Here is a 24,955-nt window from a genome sequence, read left to right as displayed (position 1 = left end):
TATTACCCGAATTTACAAAATGTTTATTCTGCTCTCAGGCTTTTTACCGGGTTGGCGATGGCCGCTTTTATCGACTGGTAACATACCGTCAGCAAGGCTATCATGACGGTTAAAAGACCGGTTAATGCAAATACCCACCACGCAATACCCACTCTGTATGTATAACTTTGTAACCACTTATGCATGCACCACCATGCAAGCGGCGCTGCTACTAAGAAAGAAATGATCACCAGTTTTACAAAATCTTTTGATAATAAGGTGGTAATACTGGATACAGATGCCCCCATTATCTTTCGTACCCCAATTTCCTTCACCCTGTTTTCCGCCATATAGGTGGCCAGTCCGAATAAACCGAGGCATGAAATAAAGATGGTGAGTCCGGCAAACAGGGCGGCAAGTATACCTTGTCGTTTTTCATTCTCGAACTTTCTTCCATATTCTTCATCCACAAACTTTGCATCGAAAGGGTATTCGGGATTATACTTTTTAAAAATAAGTGCAGTCTTCTCCAGGTTTGCAGCAGTAGTATTCTTTCCGTTTAGTTTTATCTGTATCACATTAAAATTCATGAAACTGCTCTTGGCTCCGCATATTAATATCGGTCTTGTGCGTTCATAAGGATTGGTAAGAATAAAATCCTTAATAACCCCTACAATATGCCAGTCCACGCCCAGGTCCCCAACTACTTTGCCAATCGGATCTTTGAACTTCATTACCTTCAGTGCCGACTCATTTATAATCAGCCCCGTTGAATCAGTAGGATATTGTTTCAGGTCAAAATCACGACCCTGAACAAATTGTAAGCCGGCAGTAGCACCCAACCCTTCATCAGACAAATACCGATCGAAAGATGTTTTATCGTTGGGGTCCTTTCCCTGCCAACTCTGCCCCCATCCATCACTCCAGCGCTCTGTAAGCGGGGAGTTGGTTTTTGTGATAGACTTTGCAATACCTGATGACAGCAATTCATTTTTTATGAGTTCATAGTTCTTAGGGATATCACCCGTCATGAAATGGTAAACAAGATTATCCCTGTTGTAGCCTGTCTCCCGGTTACGGGCGTAGTCTATTTGTTGTTTTACAATAACAGTGCAAATAATAAGGATGGTGGCGAATGTAAACTGTAATACCACCAATACTTTTCTTGGCGTTACTAATGCATTGGCTTTTTTAAATGTTCCCTTTAAAACCTTAACAGGCTGGAAAGAGGAGAGAAAGAAAGCAGGGTAACTGCCAGCCAGCAACCCGGTAAAGAGGATAAACCCGATAAAGGCCATCCATGTGTATATACTGCCGAAGTTGATGAATAGTGTTTTATCTGTAAGCTGGTTATAAGCGGGCAGACTTACCTGCACAATGATGATAGCCGTGATGCCTGCCAGAAAGGCCAGCAAAACAGATTCTGAGATAAACTGGATGATAAGGGAACTCTTCATGGCCCCCACTACTTTTCGTATCCCTACTTCTTTCGCCCGTTTTTCACTTCTTGCGGTACTCAGGTTCATAAAATTGATGCAGGCAATCAGCAATATAAACCCGGCGATGATACCAAATAGTTTTACGAATGAGCCACGGCCACCATTGTCTTCCATACCTCTGTCATCGAAAGTGGAATATAAACGCCAGCGGCTGAGCGGGTAAAGAAACCACTCCCATTTCATCGTTTTGGCTTCTCCATCATACCGCTGCTTTAAATCCCTTACTTTGGCGGCAACAGTGGCAAAGCTTGCATTGGGCTTCAGCATTACATAAGTTGGAGTGCTGTTATCGTGCCAGCCCAAATCCTCTCCCTCTCTGTATTTTACATATGACCAGGGTAGTAAGTAATCAAAATTAAACCTGGAATTGCCGGGTAAATCTTTCAGTACACCCGTGACCGTAAAATTGTCTTTATTCTCAATTTTCACCACCTTACCAATGGCATCTTCATCACCAAATAAAATCTTCGCCGTTTTCTCCGTCAGCACCACCGCATTCCTGTCATTCAGCGCCGTAGCAGGATCTCCTTTCAGCATCGGAAAACTGAACATTTGCAGAAAACCCGTATCCGCCACCATAGCCGTCTTCATCACTTTTTTATCTCCTACTGAAAGAAGGTAATTACTGGAACCTACCCTCACGGCACGTTCTACTTCCGGTAAATCTTTTTCCAGCGTACGGGCCGTTAATGCAGATACGCTATTCCAGTTTGAGATACTACCTTCAAATGGTACGCGATTCCATACTTCGTATATCCTGTCCTTATTTTCATGAAACTCATCGTAGCTAAGTTCATCCTGTATCCACAGCAAAATTAGTATCGCTGCGGCCATACCAATGGCCAGCCCCGTAATATTGATAATGGAAAAGCCTTTATTGCGTAAAAGGCTCCGGTAGGCAATTTTGAAGAAGTTTCTAATCATAGTATAACCATCATTCCGTGTAGCGATCTGGATTTGCGTCAATGGCGGGCAAAGAGAATGCCGGATAGCCATATGACTGATTTACAGGGCTGTAGCTATGCATAATGAATATATTGCTGTCCGTTTTCGACACAAAAACTGTCCGCTTTTGATACACATTGGTGGCGCCTGAAATAACAGAAACCTGCGCAATGCGCAGGTTTCCATTTCTTTAATAATTCATGTATTGGAGAAATCGAACTTCTTAAGACTTAATAAATGCCAGGAGATCCTTATTGATCGTTGCCGCTTCTGTAGTAGGCATACCATGAGGATAGCCCGGGTATGAAATAAGCTTTCCATTCTTTAAAAGAGCGGCAGCCTTGAGTCCGGAAATGGGGTATGGAACAATCTGATCATCTTCACCATGCATTACCAGCACAGGAATATCCACACTTTTAAGGTCTTCTGTAAAATCTGTTTCCGAGAAAGCCTTGACACAGTCGTAATGCGCTTTAATAGCTCCCATCATTCCCTGCCGCCACCAATTATCTCTTACGCCCTGTGATATTTTTGCGCCTTCACGATTATAGCCATAAAATGGAATCGTGAAATCCTGAAAATATTGGGTTCGTTGTGTGGCAGTGTTTTCCCGGATTTCATCGAAAACGGCTAACGGTACGCCATCCGGATTTTTGTCGGTTTTCACCATCAGTGGTGTTACAGCGCTGATGAGTACTGCTTTGGCCACACGGCCTTTTCCGTATTTTGCCGCGTAGCGGATTACTTCCCCTCCACCTGTAGAATGACCAACATGAATGGCGTCTTTTAAATCAAGGGCTTTCGTAAGCTCCGCCACATCTGCCGCATAGGTGTCCATATCATGTCCGTTGGCAGTCTGGCTGGATCTTCCGTGCCCTCTCCGGTCATGAGCAATTACCCGGTATCCCTGGCTGAGGAAAAACATCATTTGCCCATCCCAATCATCGCCGGACAAAGGCCAGCCATGATGAAAAACAATAGGTTGGCCTGTTCCCCAGTCCTTGTAGTAAATTTCGGTTCCGTCTTTTACTTTGATAGTACTCATTGGTTTGAATTTGAGTTAATGACTTTTAGGTTTTTTAGATGTAATCATTCAAAAACTATTAACCAAAAGATACCCCTTTTAGTTTATTTGAGTTACAGATCAAGTTGAAAACCCTGGGGAATATCTTTTTTCAGTATTCTCTAAAGGCTCATACACTCCCGTTTGTCATTCTCAAATCCCCACTGCACTAGCTTTGAATATTATACAATACGCCATGCACTCCCTTTAGATAATCTTCAATCTGCCCCGGAAACCGGTTCCCCGGATTATGTTATATTTATAGTAATCAAAATAATCTCTCATGGCAAAACAAATGTCTATCCTTCCCTTTACGGGAAAACTCGGCCCTCTCATTGGGTATAAGCGCAATGGCGAATACTTCCTGCGTAGTATGCCTGAAAGCGTGCAGCAAACGGCTGCTACCCGCCGCGCATCCCGGCGCTTTGGCATCGCCAGCAGGAAAGGTGCATTTATCCGGCATGCTTTCTACGGCCACCTGGATATCCATTGTGACGACGGCCACATCAATCGGCTCAACAAGCTACTCATTGCTGCCGGCGATCATCATGAGGCGCTGACAGGCTTCCGCTTCAATCAGCATACCGGCGTAGATCGTTTTTTTCCGGTGGCTCCCCGCCTCTTGAGTAACGGGATATTAAATCTTCCCGCACAAACCATCGACGGGTATAAAGGTATTGCTGCCCTGGAAGTAAAAGTGATCGCCACGCGTATCGATTTTGTATCACGTCAGGTGGCAGGTAGCGAAACGGTTACGCTCATGATAGATCCGGATACTACTTTCCAGGAAACAAATGTTTCGCTGGAGGTACCCGGGAAGGGCTCACTGGTAGTGGTTTTCCAGGTAATAGCGACGTACAAGGATGGCCCATCGCGCAGCAGACAATACATGGCTGCCGATATTATTGCGGTGGCAGCGCCACAAGTACCCAAATCTGCTCATAAACGTACCTACCCAAAGCGCACGAAATTGCTTCCCAAACTTATCCATACACACGCATATCCAGCTATCATTCAACTGGAATAAAGCAATCTTGCCCCGGAGATATTTTGATGAATAAACCCCTTATACCTGCTTCTTTTCAATAGTACATCTCTTTCCGCAACTACAGTCTGGTAGGGAAGTAGCCCTGCTATGGCCGGTTCTCACCTCTTTCCATCTGCTGATTCAATTTCATCCCGGTTATACATCCGAACGTCATCCCCGCATCAAGTCCACCTCTACTGCACCGTTTCTGTAGGTACATAGCGGGTGCTAAGCATAGCATCGATGGAGCCTACATAATGACTATACACTTTTGCAGGTAATGATGGGGGTTATATCTTAAAAGCGTATTTAGCAACAACGCCGCTTACATCATATGATGTAAGCGGCGTTGTATTAATAAGTATTTATTACCGGGTCAGCAGGCTGACACTTCTTTTTTATTCAACTTAGGTTCCAATCCCAGGGTTTGCAGCATCTTCATATCTTCGGTTACACCTGGATTAGGTGTTACCAGCAGGGTTTGACGCTCTCCTGTAAAGATGGAATTGGCGCCTGCCATGAAGCACCAGGCCTGTTCAGATTCAGTCATTTCTATGCGGCCGGCGGTGAGGCGCACAGTAGATGCAGGCATTACAATTCTGGCGGTAGCAATCATACGCACCATATCCCATGCATCTATTTTAGGATTGTCTTCCAGTGGCGTACCTTTCACTCTTGCCAGTGCATTAATGGGCACAGACTCCGGGTGTTTAGGCATGGTAGCCAGTGTGAGCAACATGGAAATCCGGTCGCGATGCGTTTCGCCTAAGCCGATAATACCACCGGAACATACGGTGATACCTGCTTTGCGCACATTATTGATGGTATTGATCCGGTTGTCGAATTTCCGGGTAGAAATGATTTCTTTATAGTACTCTTCTGAAGTATCGAGATTGTGGTTATAGGCATACAGGCCTGCTTCCTGGAGGCGAATTGCCTGTTCTTCTGTAAGCATACCCAATGTACAACATACTTCCAGGCCCAGATCATTCACCCCTTTTACCATGTCTATCACGCGGTTGAAATCCTTGTTATCTCTTACTTCACGCCAGGCGGCCGCCATGCAGAAACGGGTAGATCCGGTTTCTTTGGCTTTTCTGGCGTGCATGAGTACCGTTTCGGTAGACAACAATGCCTGTACTTTAATATCCGTATGATACCTGGCAGCCTGTCCGCAATAGGAACAGTCTTCCGGGCATCCACCGGTTTTGATGGATAAAAGGGTACATACCTGTATTTCTTTGGCGGAATGCCGTTCCCGGTGTATGGTAGCTGCCTGGAAAACCAGTTCCAGCAAAGGCTGGTCGTAGATGGCCTGGATTTCTTCCAGCGTCCAGTCATTTCTGATAGCTGATGTCATCGTGCGTTATTGAGTGGATTATAAGTAGTGTATGAATATAGTTATGCGTACTGGTGCAGTTCCTGGCCAATGGCGGCCATCCATACGTCAAACAGCTGCTGTTCCAGCATTTGAACGTGTTGTGCATGCGCTTCCCAGTCGGTGGCAAACCTGTTAAGCTGATTAATCATTTCTTCCAGGTGGCCTTCTTCTTCTACAATAATGGAACGTACCATCACTTTACTCTGCGCTTTATCAAGGGCGGCCTGGTATACCGGGTAAAGCAGGTCGGCACGGACTTCTATCGCATACGTTACAAAGAGGTAGGCTGCATATTTCAGCTGCTGCCCTTCCAGTCCGAAAGCGGTTTTCAGGTAACGGCAGGTTTGTACATCCAGTTGATGCAGGTAATGCCTGGTCTGGTTAGGTGCCAGCAGTTCCTGCAGCTGATACGTTTTGCAGCTTTCTGCATCTATTTTTGCAATTTGTTTCTTCAGGTAATAGGCGTGGCGGTGTTCTTCCGCTGCATGTTTCAGCTGGATAAGGTCTACCGTGGTAGGATGCTCACAGGCAGATATTTTCCTGGCGCCGGCATTCTCCATAAAGGAAAGGGTATTTAACCACCTGGCGTGCAGGAAATCGCTACCAACAATCTGTTGCAGTAAATCTTGCATATTTAACTTGTTTCGGTTCAAAAGTAGTCGCTTACCGGATGGTTCCACTAGGCCAGTTTTTATATTTCAGCTAGTCCGGTTATTTTTCCTTCTCTCTTATAACAATATCTATCAGAGAGTATTCCATCCACAGTGGCTCATCTTCTTGTTACAAACTTTAATTTCCCGTCTTTATATATTATATTAAAAACAATACAAAAGATTTTTCCGGCAAATAAAATATCTTGCCGGACTATTAAACCGTCTTATTAATGACATCATGAGTAGTCCGCTTACTGTTCCATATAAAAGCTTTGTACAGATAGACCGGCAGTCAGGCACCGCCATCTATTTACAGATCGCCCACCAGTTGATCAACGCTATTCAACGGGGTTTCCTGGTAACCGGCACCCGGCTTCCCGGCACCCGGCATTTCAGCGAACTACTGGAAGTAAACCGAAATACCATCGTAGCAGTATATGAAGAACTGGATGCCCAGGGCTGGGTACAAACACGGCCTAACAAAGGCACCTTCATTATCGGCAAAATAGATCCCAGGCCACAGAAGATCCGCAACGCCCAGGAGAACCAGTTGGCGCATTACCCAAAGACGACCGGATTTTCTTTCCAGAAATCTAACCTGCTGGATAATCCCTTTGAACACTCTTCCTGTGAGTATGTATTCAATGACGGTACGCCCGATATCCGCCTTACCCAGATCAGTCACTTATCCAGCCTATACAGCGCCAACCTGAAAAGAAAGAGTAACCATAAAAAACTAGGCTACTACAACCATGATGGCAGCGAATTTTTTAAGCAGCACCTGTCTAACTACCTGAATCAGTCGCGCGGCCTCCATATATCCAAAGACAATATCCTGATTACACGCAGCACAGAAATGAGTGTATTCATTACTTCCGAAATACTATTATCTCCTGGAGATATTGTATTGGTGGGTTCATTAAGTTACTTTTCCGTGAACATGATTTTCCAGAAATCCGGCGCCACTATTATGTCTGTGCCCATCGATGAAGATGGTATTGATGTAGCAGCCGTACGTGATATCTGTAAAAAACATAAGATCCGGATGTTGTATATCACCCCGCACCACCACTACCCTACTACGGTGACATTAAGTGCTTCCCGCCGGATTGCCCTACTTCACCTGGCCACGGAGTTCGGATTTATTATCCTGGAAGATGACTACGATTACGATTTTCACTACGACAATAGTCCCCTGCTGCCCCTGGCCAGCGCCGACAGCAATGGCATGGTGATCTATATTGGCGCATTCGGCAAATCGTTGGCCCCGGGCTTCAGAACAGGGTTTATAGTTGCCCCGGAAAACCTGATGACGGAAATGAGAAAACATCTTGGCATCATCGACCGGCAAGGCGATGTACTGATGGAACAGGTATTGGGAGAAATGATCGAAGCAGGAGAAATTCACCGCTACCTGAAAAAGTCTCTTAAAATATACCAGGAACGGCGGGATCATATTGTGGACATACTACAGGACCAGCTTCGCGAATTCATTGACTTTAAAAAACCTGCCGGCGGCCTCGCCGTATGGACCCGGTGGAAACAACCCATCAACCTCATGAAGCTGAGTAAAGCCTGCGCCAGGAATAACCTGTTTATTCCTAAAACCTTACTATACCAACACAAAGAGCTTACGGCGATGCGACTGGGATTTGGACATTTCACGCTCCAGGAAGCGGAGAACAGTGTTCAGATATTACGGCAAGGAGTACTGGAACAATGGGGAAGCTGATTTTCTTAGCTTTTAGCCATTAGCTTTTAGCTTTTAGCAGCGGAGATAAACATATATTTTTGCTTGAAAGCTGGGCCTGCACCCTGTTTCAATATTTTCGTCCTTTATGGTAATCTGGCTACAAGCCTTTCCGGCATATACTTCAGTATCCGGTAAATAACTTTCCATTTGATACCTGGTACGATAGTGAAACTATTACCGGCATGAGCAATGGTACGTGCAATAAACGAAGGCTCCATCAGTAACGATTCCGGGAGGTCTAATCCGGCTGTCATCTTGCTACGGATATATCCTGCAACGATCACGTTAACAATAATTTTCCGGGAAAACAGGTATTGTCTTAGTCCTGCCAGGTACTGCGTAAACGCTGCCTTCGTACTTCCGTAAACGAAGTTGCTTTTACGTCCCCGTACGCCGGAAAGAGAGGATAATCCAATGATCCTCTCAAGATGATCGTTGTCACTATCTTTTATAATCAGATTAATAATAGATACGGCGCCTGCATAATGTACCTGCATCATCCGATAGCTGCCTTCCCAGTCTACCAGCGCCTGTTCATTCGTTACCTGGAAACCGGCGGCATATATAACAATGTGCGGTTTGGCAGGCAATGCAGCATAGAATGCAGCATGATCTTTAAAAGCGGTAGCATCAAAGTAGCAGATGGTCAGCCGGTTTTGGGGCATATTCCTGGCATCCATAAATGACGCTATTTCCGCTGTGCTGCGGGAAGCTGCYATAACATGATATCCCTTTTCCAGGTACAACAGGATCACTTCTTTTGCTACGTCGGAATTGGCGCCGAGAACAAGGACCGTTTTGGTAACGTACAAACTCATAGGCCGTAAAAATAGTCAATAGATCTACAGCTTACAATGCCGGAGTGTAAAAATGGCTATTCAATACATCACAGGCAAATAACTACGAAATATTCGTAGTTATTTATTATCTTGAGCATCCATGGGAAATTACCCTGTTCGAAAATGCCACGAAAAACACTCACCGTCTAAAGCTTTTAATACAAATGATTTACTTCATCAAGAAGCTTATCAAGCTATGTGTGCCCGTCACATTTCTCTTATCCTGCCTGAATGTGAATGCACAGGATGCTTTGCGGCAAGTGCAGCAAACAATTGATAAAATTGAAAGCTATAACAACTTCAGCTATCAATATATGCTTAAGCAAAAGGAATATACCAGTGATACGCTGATCATACAATACAACGATATTTTTTCAAAAGCTCCTGAAGATAAAAATTTCGGTTATTTGTTTAACAGGGCACTTAACATTAAGGGCAGTAAGTTTCCTTCGGCTACACTATATAATGGGCAAAAAGTAATGAGTATAAGTTATGCAGACAGCACTTACACCATGAAAGAAATCAATGCCCACGCCATTGAGGGTTCATTGCTTGAATTCCTGAAAAATATAAAAGGTTTCATAGCAAGAAGACCATCTGAAATGGTTGGTGATACCACCATCAATAATATCACCTGTTCTCATTTAATTGTTAATACCTTCGACACTATCATCAATAAAGAGCACTTTTATACATCTTTTAACTTATTCTTTGATAAGTCATCGGATATGTTAAACAGTGTAATCATCAAATCAAGGAGCACAGGTATTGGCGATGGCATCTCGGACTATTATTCAGAAACCCGCTACTCTGACTATAAATTTAACCAGGACAATATTGATGTTGCGTCCATGACGATTCCACAAGGATTTCAGCAAGAGAAAGAGCGGCCTGCCTTATTAAGTGCAGGCGAGGTGGCGCCCAACTGGACATTATATGATGCGAATGGTAAAAAGATGTCTTTAACACAAATGAAAGGCAAAGTTGTGATGATGGATTTCTTTTTTATTGGTTGTGGGCCCTGTATGCGTTCGCTAAAGCCATTGCACAATCTTCATGAAAAATATAAAAACCAACACGTAGCAATGGCCAGCATCACCGATAGAGATAGCAAAAAATCAATCGGGGAGTTTCAGCAACAATACAAAATCAAAAACCCTATTTATATTAATGCAGATGATGTAGTCAAATCATATCACGTAACTGGTTTCCCTACTTTCTATTTTATTAACAAAGAAGGAAAAATCGCAGCAGTAATTGAAGGGTATGAAGATAATTTCGAAGAGAAAGCCATTTCGATCATTAGTGATTTGATAAGCAAAAAATAAATCCTGATGAATAAGTATATCGTATTGATATTTATAATTACAGCCTGTAATACACCTGCGAGAGAAAAATTTAACACTATTGACTATGTGACAGTAGGTAAAATGATGGATACTATCAAGCCGCCGTATGTAATAGACCTTGCCAGGAATCACAAGCGCCTTGTGTTTATAGGCTGCGATCACAACAGGGATAGTACCCACCCGCAGTTTAAAGTGATAGAAAAATACTTTAACGATCTTCAGCCGGAGCTGGCCTTTAATGAAGGCGGACAGGTAGCCGACAGCGTACATTTTACCTCCCTGAACGAGGCCGCCTCCCAGAAAGGCGAAACAGGCGCATTGAAGTACCTGAGCGATAAAGCGGGTATCCATATGATGAATGGTGACGTGGACGACAGCACAGAGTATGCTATTACATTGAAACAATATCCGCAGGATCAGCTGTTACTTTATTACCTGATGGAACGCCTCGTCATCCCTTATCTATACGGCGCATATGGAAACGGATCGTTTGAGGAACTATACCACAAAGCCATCGATAAATGGTTTATAAAAAATGGTTTCCCTATATCCGAAAAACAAAAATCCTTTGATTATTTCAAACAACTATATCAGCAATATACCGGCGTGCCTTTTGAACTAAAGATCACACCCGAGATGGAGAAATTTGATTACATCAACGGCGGTGATTGCAGATTCTGTGCTATTGGCCGTGGATCAAAAATGATAAGGGATAGCATATTGCTTCATAAAATAGATCAGGCCTTAGATAAATATAACCGGGTAATTGTCACTTTCGGACATGGCCATGCCATATCACTGAAACCCGCTTTGAAACAGCTGCTGGATAGAAAATGATGGTTAAAACCAGCTCTGTTTTAGCTTCATTCTTAAAGCCGGACGGACACCATACCGCGAAATATTAATCTGCCCATAACTCTTGACGTTACTGCGTGGACCAATGAAGGTAGCCCTTGATGAACTACCATTCTGAATTTGCAGTTGGGTTCTTGTCCACCACCAGGAACAGCCTTTCCGTTCACCATTGTCGGATACATAATCTTTTTCAATGCCTTTGTCATATACATACAGGCTGCAACCGTCGGATTTTTTTACTTTAGCGAATGCTGTCCCAACGGTGCGGCGTCTCCTATTCTCATCTTGTGCATCAGTGAAAGCTTTCACTTCCGCAACGCTCAATAAAAACACCTTGTCTTCTGTGTCCGGGCTATCTACTCCATTGTCGGTGCAACGTGTCGTTATTATCTGGTCTTTCTCTCCGGCGCTAAAAGCCACATGATAAAATTCCTCTTTCAACCACTTGCGCAAATCACAGTTCTGCCACATCGTATCCACCAATTCGTTGTGATACCGTTTACTATCTAAAATATACTCGCTCAGGATGAACAGCTCCTTCCCGGAGTTTTCCAGCACCCGCCACTGTATGGGCATTTCGTCCGTACCGGCAGCTGTTTGCGGATAGGTGCCGAATGTAATCATTTCGCCAGGCTGTTTATTTTGCAATGTCCACATCATCCTATGCTTTTTCCGCTAATCTACAAATAGTATTTGCTTTACATTTAAAAAAGCCATGGCAGTATCCGAAACGTTTCGGATACTGCCATAGCTTCGGTAATTCCAGCCTATCGCTGATGTTCAGGAACAGCAATCCATTCCGCGTATTTTGTGGGCCCCAGGTAAACGGCCTTCTCAGGTGCCAGGGTATCGGTGTCCAGTGGCGCACCGGAATACAATGCTTTGGCATCTGTTTTCACCTCATTATTTTTCCGGGTGGCCTGTGCATATTGACTGATCCATGCCTTCATGTCAAACTTTTCGGGTCCGCCAATTTCCAGGATGGTATTCACGGGTTTGGAGACGGCTGTTTGTGCCATGAAGGCCGCCACGTCTTTACTCGCAATCGGCTGAATATTGGCATCCGGTAAAAGCACTACCCCGTCTGCCAGGCTCATTTGAAAAATGCCACCGGCAAATTCAAAGAATTGTGTGGCATGGACAATGGTGTAAGGTATACCTGATGCTTTGATCATATCTTCCTGCACTTGTTTGGCCCGGAAATAACCACTCGCCTGCAACTTTTGAGTACCCACTACCGACAAGGCAATATGGTGCTGCACACCAGCAGCTTTTTCGGCAGCCATCAGGTTTTCATTGGCTGTTTTGAAAAAGTTCATCACAGCCGTATCTTCAAAAGATGGCGAGTTGGATACATCCACCACCACCTGCGCGCCCTGTAATACTTCGGACAAACCTTCGCCGGTGAGCGTGTTTACACCTTTATTGGGTGAAGCTGCAATAATTTCATGCCCGGTATCCTGCAATAAGGCAACTAACTGGCTACCAATAAGGCCGGTACCGCCGATAACTACTATTTTCATCTTGCATTTTTTTGAATGATCTGATGATGCAAAGATGAACAACCCTGTACCGGAAAAACTTAAGCTGGTTTAAGAAATGTAGGTATCCTGCAGTATTTGTAAAGTTTCGGGCGAAACGCCCATGTACGAAGCAAAAATAGGATCGGGAATTCTTTGAATGACGGTAGGATAAGTCTTACGGAAATGATGGTAAAAGTCTTCTTTAGAGATGGTAGCATATGTTTTTTGTTTGAACAGGGCGGCTCCGTAGGCACGCTCATGAATCTTATTGAAATACAGCGCCATGAAAGGGAATTGCAATAGCAGGGTTTCGTAGTTTGTTCTGCTCAGACAGGTGATTTCTGAATCTTCCATCGCGGCAATGGCATATACCGCCGGCTGCCCATCACAAAAGGTTTTATAGTCTGTTAACCACCAGTTCTCCAGGGCAAAATGGATTACCTGTTTTTGATCGTTGTGATGATAAAATAAGTAAAGGCATCCTTTATTGACAAAGTAAATGTTGCTGCAAGCTTCCTTTTCGTTTAACAGTAAGGCATCTTTTTTTACGTTGATTGTTTGAAAGAAAGCCGCCATTTGTTCCTTCGGTATAGTAAATCCGGGAAGAAGTTGTTGGATATGGTGGTGTAACTGTTCGGTCATATGTGTCTGTTTTCCGTTCTTTTTTTTCTCAACTCACTTAAATATTCCGGCGTGAAACCCAAAAAGGAGGCGAGTATTTTTTGTGGGATCCGCTGAGCGAACTCCGGGTATTTGGATTCAAAGAGTTCGTAAAATTCGTTTTTCGGCATCCTGGATATCATCCGTACCCGATGCAGGGATGCAGCATAGGCGCGCTCGTACACCAGGCGAAAATATTTTTCCATTAAAGGAACCTCCTCCAGCAACAAGGCGTAGTTTTTAGGACTCAGGGCTAATACTTCCGTAGCTTCCAGCGCCTGGATGCTGTATGCTGATCTTCGTCCGGACCGGAAAGCATCGAGGTCGGTCATCCACCAGTTTTCCAGGGCAAACTGTAATGTTTGCTCCAAACCGTTGTTATCGGTAAAAAACAAACGCAGACAGCCCTTCACCACGAAAAAGTAAGCCGTACAAAGCTTGTCTTCTTCCTGCAGCAAGTCTTTTTTCCGGAACAATTGTGTATCAAAAAACGACAGGATCTTTTCTCCGTCTATCTCCCGGCTGCCCGTCATTACCTGGATATGTTGTATCAGTGGATGCATGTGTATAACAAAAATACCAATATATATGGAGAAAGGGTTTTCGAAAAATCAGCCCTGCATGAAATCACGGGGCGGGCCGGTCACCAGACTGCTTACATTAAATCCAAGGTTGTTTAAATAATCAATACCATCTTGTATGTTGATACGGTTGGTACCCGTCCAGCCATTTTTAATTGCTTCCAGAATAAAAGCTCTTATGTGTTTAGGGTGATGAATATTGAAATATTCAACGCTCTTTGTTATTTGGTTTAAAATATTTACGCCTGTATACAATGGATGCCCATAGCGTGTATCACAGAAGGTTACAAAATGTATAATTAACGGCTTACTCTTCTGCCCACTTAAAAATATTCTGATAATGATTGTTGTTGCTCCGGTTTCTCTTTCGTATACATCTCTGATAGTATATATGTACTCATTGTTTTCTACTGTTATTTTTCTCAGTTCACCTTTCATCTTATAAATGATTGAGTCCGTAAAGTTTATCTGATCGCATCAAAGCAACTCCATATCCAGGTGCTGATAAGGTGAGAGGAAATGATTATCGGGCTCAAGTTCTGTGATCAGGTAATTGATCAGGTTAAGATCACATACTTTCATGCGCTGGGAAGAATTCAGTTTTTCTGCGATGCTGATGATCGCCAATTTTTTGGCGGCGCGGATCATCGCTCGTTTTACCTGTACCACTTCCCAATCTGAATCTGTCATCCCGTCCTGTACAGAGAAGCCGTTGGCGCCTAACAGGCAAAGATCCACTTTAATATCTGCCAGCTGGTTGATCACGCTGGCACCCAGATGAACGTGTGAGCTGGGGGAAAGCTGGCCACCGATGCTGATAACGGTAAGGTTGCGGTGTTCTACCAGTTCTAGTGCCACCAGTGGGCTGATGGTAAAAAAAGTAACACGCAGGTTTTCCGGGATACTTTTGGCCAGTTCAATCATGGTGGTTCCTCCACCGGTCAGCACCACCATATCATTTTTCAGCAGCCGGATGATCTTTTGGGCAATCTGTTGTTTGGCCGACTGTGCATACACGGTATTATCCGCATTAAACGGATAATGAAAGGAGCGGCCGATAGCGCCACCATGTACTTTTAATACCTTTCCTTCTTCCGCCATCTCTTTCAGATCCCGCCGAACCGTATCTTCCGAAATACTCAACATGGAGCTGATATCTGTTGATAATACTTTGTTGTGCAGGTTGATCTGCCTCATGATAAAGGCCTGGCGCTCTTTTTTCAACATTAGGGGAAGGTGTTTTTAAGATTGCACAAATTTAAAAAAAAGTAATCCAATCTGATTATGCGTGTTTTAGCGTGTTTAAAAGTTATCAAAAACGCGTTTTAACGCATATTACTATAAAATATCGTATTTGCACCTTATATTCATGCAATAAAACGCAAATAACTGCAGTAAAACAGCAGATTTGTCAACCAGAGAAATGATTCCTATTTAACGCTAAATCTAACTTATATACAATCAAAAGTCTGTAATTCAACCTATTAACTAATCAATCAATTCACTACAACCAAGATTTAAACCTTCCCAACATGAAAGAAAGGATACTTATCACTTTCGCCTTCTTGCTGTTTTATGCCAGTTCCTGGGGCCAAAGCGTCCTATCAGGTACGGTGGTAGATAAAAACAGCCAGGAGCCCATCATTGGTGCCACTATATTAGTAGGCAAATCCGGCACCGTCACAAACAGCACAGGGAAATTCACGCTGCAGCTACCTCCCGGCGCCACTACGCTGCACATCACCTTCGTTGGTTACAAATCACAAACGATCCCTTTAAGCGGGAATAAAGAATACCATATTACGCTTGAAGCAGATGAACACTCCCTGGAACAACTGGTAGTGGTAGGTTATGGCACACAGCGGAAGGCCAATCTCACTGGCGCCGTCACCACCGTAGATGTAGCCAAGACCATGCAAAGCAGGCCTATTACCGATCCATCCAAAGCATTACAGGGAATTGTGCCCGGGCTGAATATCACCTATTCCAATGGAGGTCTCACCCAGGCGCCGGCTATCAACATCCGCGGCGTTGGTTCCGTCAATGGAAGCGGCCGGCCACTGATCCTGGTCGACAACGTTGAAACACCAGACCTCACCATGATCAATCCGGACGATATAGAAAGCATTTCCGTACTGAAAGATGCCGCTTCTACTTCCATCTACGGCGCCCGCGCCGCCTTTGGTGTAGTACTTATCAAAACCAAAACAGGTATCCGCAATATGCCTACCCGGGTACGTTACTCCAATAACTTCGCCTGGAGTTCACCCACTGCGCTGCCCAACTTCTCCGATCCGGTGAAAGAATTGACAGGCCTTTATGACGCAGGCGTGCGCGCAGGAACTACCTCTCCTGAACTATTCGGTATGCAACTACTCAAGTTGCGCGATGGTATCAAAAACTGGCAGGAGAAATATGCAAATAACCGCAAAGGCATTGAAATGGTGCCGGGAGAAGATTTTGAAATTGATCCCGCCGGCGGTCCCACCTATTTTTACCGGGTATGGGATGCCAAGGATATGTTGCTGAAGAAATTCACTCCCCAACAGATCCAGAACATCAGCGTACAAGGCGGCAGTGAAAAGATCTCTTATTACATGTCCGGTGGATTCAGCAATTCAGGTGGTATCCTCAAAATGAATCCCGACAACCTAAAAAAATACAACATCACCGGTAGCGTCAACGCATCTGTTACCAAATGGCTGGACATGGATGTGCGTATGATGTACCGCAACTTTGAATATGACTATCCCTACCAGTATCAGAACTACTTTCAGTACATGTGGCGCTGGGGCGCCTATTTCCCTTATGGTACTTACCAGGGAAAATACTTCCATCATACACCGGGGTACCTGGCAGGCGCCAATACCAGCACCGTTACGGATAATTATACCCGTGTAAACCTGGGCGCTACGCTGAAGCTCACGAAAGATTTAAACGTTCGTGCGGAATATACAATAGGCCGCGACAACATCACCCGTCATGAAGTGGGCGGCAAAGTAATGGCGTGGGACTTCTGGGCTGCCGGCATGCCCCTCACCAATATTGGCAGCGCCTCCCAGGATGTAGTGGGCTACGCAGCCGGCAACTACAAAGTGAACACGTTTAACCTGTACGCTACCTACGATAAAAAGTTGAACGCCGATCATCAGTTGAAATTTATTGCCGGTGTGAATGCGGAAGATGAAGATACCCTGAACTTCAGCGCGTACCGCCGCAACCCACTGGATCCTACCAAAGCGGAAATTCCGCTGGCCAGTGGCGATCAACTGGTAGCAGGAGGTCACCTGGCCAACGCATATGCAGGCTTCTTTGGCAGAATCAATTATAGCTATAAAAACAAATGGTTGCTGGAACTGAATGGCAGATACGATGGCGCCTCCTCCTTTCCGCCGGCCGATCGCTGGGCATTCTTTCCTTCTGCCTCTGTGGGTTACCGCCTTACGGAAGAACACTTTATGGACGGCATAAAAAACACACTGTCTGATGTGAAATTCAGGGCCTCCTATGGTTCGCTCGGCAACCAGGACATGGGCGGTAAATGGTATGTACCAGCCATGAGCACCAACAACAGTGTTAACTGGATGAATGGCGGCAACTATGCTTCCGGTGTGGGCGCACCTCGTGCAGTAGCCGCCTCCCTTACCTGGGAAAGGGTACGTACACTCGATATTGGTACCGACATCAGCCTGTTTAATAATCATATAGGCGTTACCGTAGATTGGTACGAACGCAGTACCGACAATATGCTTACCAACAGAGCAGTACCTGCTTCCTTTGGTACAGAGGCGCCCCGTGAAAATAATGGCGCGCTCCGTACCCGTGGCTATGAAATAGGCATTGATGCGAATTATAATATCACAAAAGACTGGAACTTCTATGGTAGCGTTGCTTTCTGGGACAGTAAAACCGTGTTCACAGAATGGAATAACCCTTCAGAATTATTATCGCTGAATTATAAAGGAAAAGCTTTGGGAGAAATATGGGGTTTTGAAACAGATCGTTATTTTACGAAAGATGACGACCTCAGTAAACTTCCCAATCAAACGAAACTGGCAGACGGTAACTTCGTATTTGGCCCGGGCGATATCAAGTATAAAGACCTCGACGGCAACGGCGTAATCGACGGTGGCCAGGTAACCCGCAGCAACCACGGCGACCTGAAACTGCTGGGCAACTCTCTCCCCCGCTACCAGTATAGCTTCCGCCTGGGCAGTACTTATAAAGGCTTTGATATTGATGTATTGTTCCAGGGCGTTGGCAAAGTAAATTACTGGGGAACAGGTGATGTAACCATCCCCTTATATCGCGGCGGCGACATCATGTATGAAAACCAGTTGGACTACTGGACAGAAACAAATACCAACGCTTATTATCCGCGTCCATATCCCGGTAACGCCAATGGCAAGATCTCTGGTTTACTGCTCGGTGGTAATAATTTCTATCCACAATCGAAATACCTGCTGAACCTGGCCTATCTGCGTCTCAAAAATATCACACTCGGATACACTTTCCCGGCCAGTATTACCCAACGAATCCACCTCCAACGGTTACGCATATACGGCAGCGCACAGAACATTGCCACTATTTCCAATGTAGGCGTGCCACTGGATCCGGAAATTACCACCGGCGAAGCAGCTATTTTTGGCAGAACCTGGCCATTCCAGAAAACGTGGTCATTCGGATTACAGGTCACCCTTTAAACCAACAACAGATGAAAAAGCGTATATACTTACCAGCTATATTGATATGCCTGATGCTAGGCGCCGGTTGCAAAAAATATGTAGACAAAGGATTACCTGATCAGTTTGACGATAACACTTTCTGGCGGACGGAGGATAATATCCGGTCATACAACTGGCCTTTTTATGAGAACTTCACCGGTTATGGTAACGGCAACAGTTTTGGTGATTTTTATTTCAGCTGGTTTTCTGATGACCAGGCCCCCACAGGTTTCGCAAAATTCACACAGAACGTACCTGCCAGCTCCGGCGCCTGGAGCTTTAGCGATGTGCGCAAAGCCAACATCATGCTGGAAAGAATAGACCAGGTACCTATTTCAGATGAAGCTAAAAATCACTGGAAAGGGATTGCCCGGTTTTTCCGCGCACTCGTTTACTTTAACCGCGTGAAAGACTATGGCGATGTACCCTGGCTGGGTAAATCGATGGATATCAGCGATCAGGCTTATATCTATAAACCACGTGATCCCCGCACCCTGGTGATGGACAGCGTACTGGCGGATCTCGACTTCGCCGCAGCCAATATCCGTGTAAAAGACCTGGATAACACCGTTAACCGCAACATTGCGTTGGCGCTCAAATCACGGATATGCCTGTACGAAGGTACCTGGCGCAAATACCATACAAATCCCCAACTACCCGGCGCCGCCAAATTTCTCCTGGCGGCCAAAGATGCCAGCGAAAAAGTAATGGCCAGCGGCGCTGTATTGAACGCCGATTATACCACTACTTACAACTCGCTTGATCTGTCCGGTAATAAGGAAGTGCTGCTGTATAAGAAATATCTTCCCGGATATCTTACCCACTCAGTAATAGGATACCTTACCAGTAGTACTCCCATGGGAGGGCCCAATAAATCGGCGATTGATGCATTCCTCTGCTCAGATGGATTGCCCATCGGATTGTCTCCGCTCTATAAAGGCGACGATAACCTGGCAAACACCCGCACCAACAGGGATAAGCGACTGCTCCAATCCATTGACACGGTGCTGTGTTACAATGGCAACCTCGTAAGTGGCCGCAGCAGCAGCACCGGCTATCGTCCGGCTAAATTCCTGCAACCCGCTGTAGCTAACGTTCTGGCGCCTTACAACGATACGGACGCACCTATTTTCTGGCTGGCGGAAGTATTGTTAAACTACGCAGAAGCAGCAGCAGAACTGGATAATCTCGGTCAATACACTTTCTCGCAGGCGGATCTCGACAAATCCATTAACCTCCTCCGCGTGCGGGCTGCCATCCCGGCGCTTCAATATAAGGGCGCACAACAGGTGGCGGTAAACGGTACCGCATATACAGACCCGGCTAAAGATGCCACGGTACCTTCTCTTATCTGGGAAGTCAGAAGAGAGAGAAGAACAGAACTATTATTCGACGGCTTCCGCTTCCAGGACCTCATGCGCTGGGCCAAAGGAAGCTACATGAATACCAGCAACAAGGATATCTGGCGCGGCGCCAAAGTTCCTGACAATGGTAAAGTGTTAAGAGATGCAGAAGGCTATATCACACCATATACGGTAGCCACCGCTCAACGCACATTCATCGATCCTAAAAATTATTTCCAGCCAATACCAAGCGGACAAATAGCATTATATCCCGCTGGTGTCCTTGCCCAAAATCCAGGCTGGCAATAGCAGCGGTTTCTATTAAAAAGCAGCGGTTTCAGATAGTTATCTGAAACCGCTGCTTTTTTTTATACTATTATCCTATTAAACTTCTGGCTGTCCCATCCCCACTGTTTACATGGATAACGCCCCTACTTCCATCATTATTGTATGTAAAAAATATAGGTAAAGTCCACTAAATTATTTCGCCTCGTTATGAATTTAATATTATCTTAGCAACTAAGATATTCACCAACTAAGATATAAAATGGAAGATGACATCCTCAAAGGCATAAGAAAACTGAGCCAGCAATATGCCTACACCTCTATTCAAATGCATGAAGCCATTGGCCGAAAGGCTGGTCTTTCCGGAACTGACCATAAATATTTGGGATTCTTGATAGAAAAAGGACAAATGACCGCAGGTGAGCTTTCCACTTTAACAGGTTTAACAACAGGTGCTGTTACCGGTTTAATAGACCGGTTTGAGAAGAAAAAGCTGGTGAAAAGGCAATTTGCTGAAGACGACAGACGTAAGGTGATCATTAAGCCCAACACGGAAAAGATCATGGCGCTGTTGGTTCCGCTTTATAAAGAGTTCCGGCACAAGTCACAAATGCTGCTGGCGTCCTTTTCAAACAAGGACATTAAAGTCATTGAATCCTACTTTTCAAAAGCCATTGAAATAATGGATGAAACAACTAATAAACTCAACAACAAATAATTGCAGACAAAATAAATAACTATGACGAATAACATCAGTACACGTTCATTTGTATTTAGTCTTCAGGACATTGACAAAACAAATCTTTCGGATGTTGGGGGTAAAGGCGCGAACCTGGGTGAACTCAGCAGGATCGAAGGCATACGGGTGCCGGAAGGCTTTTGCGTTACCACCGAAGCGTATAAAAAAACAACCGGCCATCATCGGGAATTAAATAACCTGTTGGATGAATTAACGCGTCTTAAAGTAGAAGAGCGGAAAAGTATCAGTGAAATCAGCGCGAAAATCCGTACGACTATCGAAAGTATACCCATTCCCGGAGATATAGCAGCAGAGATGACCGGCTATCTCACCACATTTGGTGAAAAAGAGGCTTATGCGGTGCGGTCCAGTGCTACCGCTGAAGACCTGCCCACTGCCTCCTTTGCCGGCCAGCAGGACACCTATTTGAATATTATCGGGCAGAACGCCATCCTGCAACATATCAGCAAATGCTGGGCGTCGCTGTTTACCGAACGGGCAGTCATTTACCGCAATCAAAACGGCTTCGACCACCGCTCTGTCCATCTCGCGGTAGTTGTGCAGCGAATGGTGTTCCCGGAAGCAGCAGGAATTTTATTTACTGCCGATCCCGTCACGTCCAACAGGAAAGTAGTATCCATTGATGCCAGCTTCGGGCTTGGTGAAGCGATGGTATCCGGCCTGGTAAACGCTGATCTCTATAAAGTGAGTAACGGCAGGATCATCGATAAAAAGGTATCAGCCAAGAAACTGGCCATTTATGCCCTAAAAGATGGCGGCACGAAAGAACAGGCAATTGAGCCGGAAAAGCAGACCAGTCAAGCCCTGACGGATGAGCAGATTTTACAACTGGAGCGCCTGGGCAGAAAGATCGAAACACATTTCGGAAGTCCACAGGACATCGAATGGTGTTTGGCGGAGGATACATTTTATATTGTCCAGAGCCGCCCCATTACCACTTTATACCCGGTCCCTGAAGGGAATGATCAGGAGAATCATGTTTATATTTCTGTCGGCCATCAGCAAATGATGACCGACCCCATGAAACCCCTGGGATTATCGTTATGGCAGTTACGGGCTGCTTTACCCATGTACAAAGCCGGCGGAAGGTTGTTTGTGGATGTTACGAATCGGCTGGCTACACCTGCCGCCAGGGAAAATTTTTTATACGGCATGGGACAACATGATCCACTCATAAAAGACGCACTGGCCAATATCGTAGAGCGGGGAGATTTTATAAAATCGTTTCCAGATGATGAAAAAGGACCCGCTCTTTTAAAAAGCCATAAAGGTATGCCGGCTGCGGATATCCTGGCGCAGGCGGGAAACGATCCGGCGATCGTTTCCGTGCTGATTAATCGTAGTGAAACATCCGTAGAAGCACTGAAACAAAACATCCAAACGAAATCAGGACTGGAGCTGTTTGATTTTATTATCGAAGACAACCAGCAGTCCAGGAAGAAAGTATTTGACCCAATAAATATGGRTGTGATCATRGCTGCMATGAATGCAGCAGCATGGATCAATGAAAAAATGARCGAATGGCTRGATGAAAAAAACGTAGCAGACATACTTACTCAATCTGTATCAAACAATATTACTTCGGAGATGGGCCTGGCACTATTGGATATCGCGGATGTGATCCGTCCTTACCCGGAAGTAATTCATTATTTACAACATACAGGGGATGATAACTTTGGGGATGAACTGCTGAAGTTGAGGGGCGGCAAGGAAACCCTGGACGCTATCAATGCTTTTCTCAACAAATATGGAATGCGATGTGCCGGGGAAATCGATATTACTAAAACCCGTTGGAGCGAAAAACCCACTATACTTGTCCCGATCATCCTGAGTAATATCAAAAACTTTGAACCCGGCGCCAGCAAGAAGAGATTTGAACAGGGACTACAGGCAGCTTTGAATAAAGAACAATCGTTAATAGATCGATTGAAGCAATTACCGGATGGTGAACAAAAAGCAAAAGAGACAAAAGCGATGATCGACCTGATCAGGAATTTCGCCGGTTATCGTGAGTATCCAAAATACGGCATCGTTAATCGCTTCTTCGTTTATAAACAGGCTTTAATGAAAGAAGCCGAACGACTCGTACTAGCCGGGGTTATTCACGAAAAAGAAGATATCTTCTATCTCCGTTTCGAAGAACTTCACGAAGTGGTGCGTACACATAAACTGAATGCCCAGGTCATCGGCCAACGAAAAGACGAACACAAATTATATGAGAAATTAACGCCACCACGTGTTATTACATCCGATGGTGAGATCGTTGCGGGCAGGTACAAACGGGAAAATCTCCCGGCCGGAGCTATGGTGGGGCTGGCCGTTTCCTCCGGAGTGATAGAAGGACGGGCACGTGTTATCTTAAACATGGAAGACGCTGAACTGGGAGATGAAGATATATTGGTCACCACCTTTACTGACCCGAGCTGGACACCATTGTTTGTATCTATAAAAGGCCTGGTCACCGAGGTAGGTGGACTGATGACCCACGGAGCAGTGATTGCACGTGAATACGGTTTACCAGCAGTGGTCGGGCTGGAGGATGCCACTAAACTGATCAAAGACGGACAACGTATCCGGGTGAATGGGACGGACGGATATGTAGAAATATTATGAGCAGGGAGAGAGCGTTTGAAAAACAGGCTTCATAGATATTTACGAATCAGGCTATCAACCAAAAGCATTCCTGCTCATGAATGCAGTCTTATGGCAGTGACTTACTATAGTTTTAATAAACATTTTAAAAATTATTAAAAATGAAGACCTTCTTTTTCTCCCTGTTTATCACCGGACTACTTTTCGCTGTCAGCCCTTATTCTGTCAATGCCTCCTCTACTCCGGCTAAGAACAACAAACATGTTGAATTAAAAAGAGCAAGGGTACTGCTCTCTTTCCGGGTATCCAATGGCTCGGGCCTCCAGTACAATGCCCTGTATGCCCTTTGGAACGGTACTACCGGCACATACGGCGTACAGTTGAGTGATGGTTTCACCACACAGGTATCTGCACAGGAAGGTGATGTACTTGAGCTCAGAGGTTACCAGCTAGGTTCCAGGCAAATCGTTGTTACTGCTGCCATAGTAGCAACAGGTGGCGCTACCCTCTGATTTTACAGGAATTATCAAACACAGAAAAGCCTTCAAGTCTTATAACTTGAAGGCTCCTTTATTTTCAGTAATCCTGCTTTGGTTCTGTGAAACGGTTAACAAATTCGGGAATTGCACCATTTGCCCTTACCGGCTCAACGCTCCATTACATACTGATATCATCACTTATGATATTCCCTGATAAAATCAGAAAAAGGCCCCAGATTATCTGGCTTTAGCCAACCTTCCTGGTATCCAAATACAATTGGATCAGGATGGCCATCGGCTTTAAAGTACCAAAATATATATCCCTGGTGCATCATAAAAACAAAGTCATTACTATCAAGAAAATTTCCGGCTCCATCTTCTTCCAAAAGTTCAACAGCCCCTATGTTTAAGTCAGGATAATGATTGCGAAGGTCTGTTCCTACTAAATCGGGAGGTATAGTATAAGAACAACGCCGATAAAATTCTTTGTAAATGAGAGGAAGTATAATGTTGTTTTCCTGTTCTATTGGTGAAAGTTTGTCCATATCGGACGATCGTATTTTAAGTCGGTGTATGAGCGGTGAATGCGACAGCAACCGACTAATCAGCCCTATTAATCTGGTCATAAAATCACTGAATGAGTTATCTCAGCCCAAAGTATCTTT

The 24,955-nt window shown here is 44.9% G+C and carries 21 protein-coding genes; 9 read left to right on the top strand and 12 right to left on the bottom strand.

The window, feature by feature from the left end:
• Positions 1–23 precede the first annotated feature (23 nt).
• Positions 24–2,474 (bottom strand): ABC transporter permease, encoded by a 2,451-nt coding sequence (locus tag AC1DP6_RS23525; protein ID WP_477057017.1) that lies wholly within the window; start codon positions 2,472–2,474, stop codon positions 24–26.
• Positions 2,475–2,646: 172 nt separating this feature from the next.
• The gene (locus AC1DP6_RS23520; RefSeq protein ID WP_477057016.1) at positions 2,647–3,468 is read right to left on the bottom strand and encodes an alpha/beta fold hydrolase; all 822 of its coding nucleotides are present in this window, start codon (positions 3,466–3,468) and stop codon (positions 2,647–2,649) included.
• Between the two features lie 301 nt (positions 3,469–3,769).
• Here AC1DP6_RS23520 and AC1DP6_RS23515 point away from each other — a divergent pair, with 301 nt between their 5' ends.
• Positions 3,770–4,513 carry a hypothetical protein gene (locus AC1DP6_RS23515; protein WP_477057015.1) on the top strand — a complete coding sequence of 248 codons (744 nt, stop codon included), beginning with the start codon at positions 3,770–3,772 and terminating at the stop codon, positions 4,511–4,513.
• Positions 4,514–4,889: 376 nt separating this feature from the next.
• On the opposite strand, the gene bioB is transcribed toward AC1DP6_RS23515, so the two are convergent.
• Positions 4,890–5,873, bottom strand: coding sequence for a biotin synthase BioB (gene bioB, locus AC1DP6_RS23510; RefSeq protein WP_477057014.1), 984 nt, complete (start codon positions 5,871–5,873; stop codon positions 4,890–4,892).
• A 41-nt stretch (positions 5,874–5,914) separates the two neighbouring features.
• Entirely contained in the window at positions 5,915–6,526 is a 612-nt protein-coding gene (locus tag AC1DP6_RS23505) for a hypothetical protein (RefSeq protein WP_477057013.1), read from the bottom strand.
• A 259-nt stretch (positions 6,527–6,785) separates the two neighbouring features.
• Between AC1DP6_RS23505 and AC1DP6_RS23500 the strand changes: the two genes are divergently transcribed.
• Positions 6,786–8,279 (top strand): aminotransferase-like domain-containing protein, encoded by a 1,494-nt coding sequence (locus tag AC1DP6_RS23500; protein ID WP_477057012.1) that lies wholly within the window; start codon positions 6,786–6,788, stop codon positions 8,277–8,279.
• A gap of 104 nt (positions 8,280–8,383) precedes the next feature.
• On the opposite strand, the gene AC1DP6_RS23495 is transcribed toward AC1DP6_RS23500, so the two are convergent.
• Positions 8,384–9,118 carry an SDR family NAD(P)-dependent oxidoreductase gene (locus tag AC1DP6_RS23495; RefSeq protein ID WP_477057011.1) on the bottom strand — a complete coding sequence of 245 codons (735 nt, stop codon included), beginning with the start codon at positions 9,116–9,118 and terminating at the stop codon, positions 8,384–8,386.
• Between the two features lie 185 nt (positions 9,119–9,303).
• Between AC1DP6_RS23495 and AC1DP6_RS23490 the strand changes: the two genes are divergently transcribed.
• Together AC1DP6_RS23490 and AC1DP6_RS23485 are read left to right on the top strand one after the other, a co-directional pair.
• Complete coding sequence (locus AC1DP6_RS23490; RefSeq protein ID WP_477057010.1) at positions 9,304–10,467, top strand: TlpA family protein disulfide reductase; 1,164 nt, start codon at positions 9,304–9,306, stop codon at positions 10,465–10,467.
• A 6-nt stretch (positions 10,468–10,473) separates the two neighbouring features.
• Positions 10,474–11,325 carry a hypothetical protein gene (locus tag AC1DP6_RS23485; protein WP_477057009.1) on the top strand — a complete coding sequence of 284 codons (852 nt, stop codon included), beginning with the start codon at positions 10,474–10,476 and terminating at the stop codon, positions 11,323–11,325.
• Positions 11,326–11,328: 3 nt separating this feature from the next.
• Here the strand turns inward: AC1DP6_RS23485 and AC1DP6_RS23480 are convergent, their stop codons facing one another.
• From AC1DP6_RS23480 to AC1DP6_RS23455, 6 genes are all read right to left on the bottom strand, one after another.
• Positions 11,329–12,003 carry a DUF6273 domain-containing protein gene (locus tag AC1DP6_RS23480; protein ID WP_477057008.1) on the bottom strand — a complete coding sequence of 225 codons (675 nt, stop codon included), beginning with the start codon at positions 12,001–12,003 and terminating at the stop codon, positions 11,329–11,331.
• 107 nt (positions 12,004–12,110) lie between these two features.
• On the bottom strand, positions 12,111–12,866 hold the full coding sequence (locus AC1DP6_RS23475; protein ID WP_477057007.1) for an SDR family oxidoreductase: 756 nt from the start codon (positions 12,864–12,866) through the stop codon (positions 12,111–12,113).
• A gap of 69 nt (positions 12,867–12,935) precedes the next feature.
• Positions 12,936–13,508, bottom strand: coding sequence for a Crp/Fnr family transcriptional regulator (locus AC1DP6_RS23470; protein ID WP_477057006.1), 573 nt, complete (start codon positions 13,506–13,508; stop codon positions 12,936–12,938).
• On the bottom strand, positions 13,505–14,089 hold the full coding sequence (locus AC1DP6_RS23465; protein WP_477057005.1) for a Crp/Fnr family transcriptional regulator: 585 nt from the start codon (positions 14,087–14,089) through the stop codon (positions 13,505–13,507). Before AC1DP6_RS23465 ends, AC1DP6_RS23470 begins: the two co-directional genes overlap by 4 nt.
• 48 nt (positions 14,090–14,137) lie before the next feature.
• A complete protein-coding gene (locus tag AC1DP6_RS23460) occupies positions 14,138–14,545 on the bottom strand; it encodes a hypothetical protein (RefSeq protein WP_477057004.1) in 408 nt (135 codons plus the stop codon).
• Between the two features lie 39 nt (positions 14,546–14,584).
• The gene (locus tag AC1DP6_RS23455) at positions 14,585–15,334 is read right to left on the bottom strand and encodes a DeoR/GlpR family DNA-binding transcription regulator (RefSeq protein ID WP_477057003.1); all 750 of its coding nucleotides are present in this window, start codon (positions 15,332–15,334) and stop codon (positions 14,585–14,587) included.
• 305 nt (positions 15,335–15,639) lie between these two features.
• On the opposite strand from AC1DP6_RS23455, the gene AC1DP6_RS23450 reads away from it, so the two are divergent.
• The 5 genes from AC1DP6_RS23450 (at position 15,640) to AC1DP6_RS23430 (ending at position 24,323) form a co-directional block, all read left to right on the top strand.
• A complete protein-coding gene (locus AC1DP6_RS23450) occupies positions 15,640–18,810 on the top strand; it encodes a SusC/RagA family TonB-linked outer membrane protein (RefSeq protein ID WP_477057002.1) in 3,171 nt (1,056 codons plus the stop codon).
• A gap of 11 nt (positions 18,811–18,821) precedes the next feature.
• Positions 18,822–20,483 (top strand): RagB/SusD family nutrient uptake outer membrane protein, encoded by a 1,662-nt coding sequence (locus tag AC1DP6_RS23445; RefSeq protein WP_477057001.1) that lies wholly within the window; start codon positions 18,822–18,824, stop codon positions 20,481–20,483.
• 238 nt (positions 20,484–20,721) lie between these two features.
• Positions 20,722–21,177: a MarR family winged helix-turn-helix transcriptional regulator gene (locus AC1DP6_RS23440; RefSeq protein WP_477057000.1), complete on the top strand. Its 456-nt coding sequence runs from the start codon at positions 20,722–20,724 to the stop codon at positions 21,175–21,177.
• A 21-nt stretch (positions 21,178–21,198) separates the two neighbouring features.
• On the top strand, positions 21,199–23,832 hold the full coding sequence (ppsA, locus tag AC1DP6_RS23435; protein WP_477056999.1) for a phosphoenolpyruvate synthase: 2,634 nt from the start codon (positions 21,199–21,201) through the stop codon (positions 23,830–23,832).
• Between the two features lie 140 nt (positions 23,833–23,972).
• Complete coding sequence (locus AC1DP6_RS23430; RefSeq protein ID WP_477056998.1) at positions 23,973–24,323, top strand: hypothetical protein; 351 nt, start codon at positions 23,973–23,975, stop codon at positions 24,321–24,323.
• Positions 24,324–24,484: 161 nt separating this feature from the next.
• Here AC1DP6_RS23430 and AC1DP6_RS23425 read toward each other — a convergent pair whose 3' ends face one another.
• Entirely contained in the window at positions 24,485–24,835 is a 351-nt protein-coding gene (locus tag AC1DP6_RS23425; RefSeq protein ID WP_477056997.1) for a hypothetical protein, read from the bottom strand.
• Between the last annotated feature and the right edge of the window lie 120 nt (positions 24,836–24,955).

The sequence above is a fragment of the Chitinophaga sp. 01L420 genome, assembly GCF_056399985.1.
This window is presented reverse-complemented; position numbering and strand designations above follow the sequence as displayed.

Excerpts from the sequence above, each read along its gene's own strand:
- AC1DP6_RS23525 (WP_477057017.1), bottom strand. The coding sequence starts at position 2,474 with ATGGCTATCCGGCATTCTCTTTGCCCGCCATTGACGCAAATCCAGATC.
- AC1DP6_RS23520 (WP_477057016.1), bottom strand. The coding sequence starts at position 3,468 with ATGAGTACTATCAAAGTAAAAGACGGAACCGAAATTTACTACAAGGAC.
- AC1DP6_RS23515 (WP_477057015.1), top strand. The coding sequence starts at position 3,770 with ATGGCAAAACAAATGTCTATCCTTCCCTTTACGGGAAAACTCGGCCCT.
- bioB (WP_477057014.1), bottom strand. The coding sequence starts at position 5,873 with ATGACATCAGCTATCAGAAATGACTGGACGCTGGAAGAAATCCAGGCC.
- AC1DP6_RS23505 (WP_477057013.1), bottom strand. The coding sequence starts at position 6,526 with ATGCAAGATTTACTGCAACAGATTGTTGGTAGCGATTTCCTGCACGCC.
- AC1DP6_RS23500 (WP_477057012.1), top strand. The coding sequence starts at position 6,786 with ATGAGTAGTCCGCTTACTGTTCCATATAAAAGCTTTGTACAGATAGAC.
- AC1DP6_RS23490 (WP_477057010.1), top strand. The coding sequence starts at position 9,304 with ATGATTTACTTCATCAAGAAGCTTATCAAGCTATGTGTGCCCGTCACA.
- AC1DP6_RS23485 (WP_477057009.1), top strand. The coding sequence starts at position 10,474 with ATGAATAAGTATATCGTATTGATATTTATAATTACAGCCTGTAATACA.
- AC1DP6_RS23480 (WP_477057008.1), bottom strand. The coding sequence starts at position 12,003 with ATGATGTGGACATTGCAAAATAAACAGCCTGGCGAAATGATTACATTC.
- AC1DP6_RS23475 (WP_477057007.1), bottom strand. The coding sequence starts at position 12,866 with ATGAAAATAGTAGTTATCGGCGGTACCGGCCTTATTGGTAGCCAGTTA.
- AC1DP6_RS23470 (WP_477057006.1), bottom strand. The coding sequence starts at position 13,508 with ATGACCGAACAGTTACACCACCATATCCAACAACTTCTTCCCGGATTT.
- AC1DP6_RS23465 (WP_477057005.1), bottom strand. The coding sequence starts at position 14,089 with ATGCATCCACTGATACAACATATCCAGGTAATGACGGGCAGCCGGGAG.
- AC1DP6_RS23460 (WP_477057004.1), bottom strand. The coding sequence starts at position 14,545 with ATGAAAGGTGAACTGAGAAAAATAACAGTAGAAAACAATGAGTACATA.
- AC1DP6_RS23455 (WP_477057003.1), bottom strand. The coding sequence starts at position 15,334 with ATGTTGAAAAAAGAGCGCCAGGCCTTTATCATGAGGCAGATCAACCTG.
- AC1DP6_RS23450 (WP_477057002.1), top strand. The coding sequence starts at position 15,640 with ATGAAAGAAAGGATACTTATCACTTTCGCCTTCTTGCTGTTTTATGCC.
- AC1DP6_RS23445 (WP_477057001.1), top strand. The coding sequence starts at position 18,822 with ATGAAAAAGCGTATATACTTACCAGCTATATTGATATGCCTGATGCTA.
- AC1DP6_RS23440 (WP_477057000.1), top strand. The coding sequence starts at position 20,722 with ATGGAAGATGACATCCTCAAAGGCATAAGAAAACTGAGCCAGCAATAT.
- AC1DP6_RS23430 (WP_477056998.1), top strand. The coding sequence starts at position 23,973 with ATGAAGACCTTCTTTTTCTCCCTGTTTATCACCGGACTACTTTTCGCT.
- AC1DP6_RS23425 (WP_477056997.1), bottom strand. The coding sequence starts at position 24,835 with ATGGACAAACTTTCACCAATAGAACAGGAAAACAACATTATACTTCCT.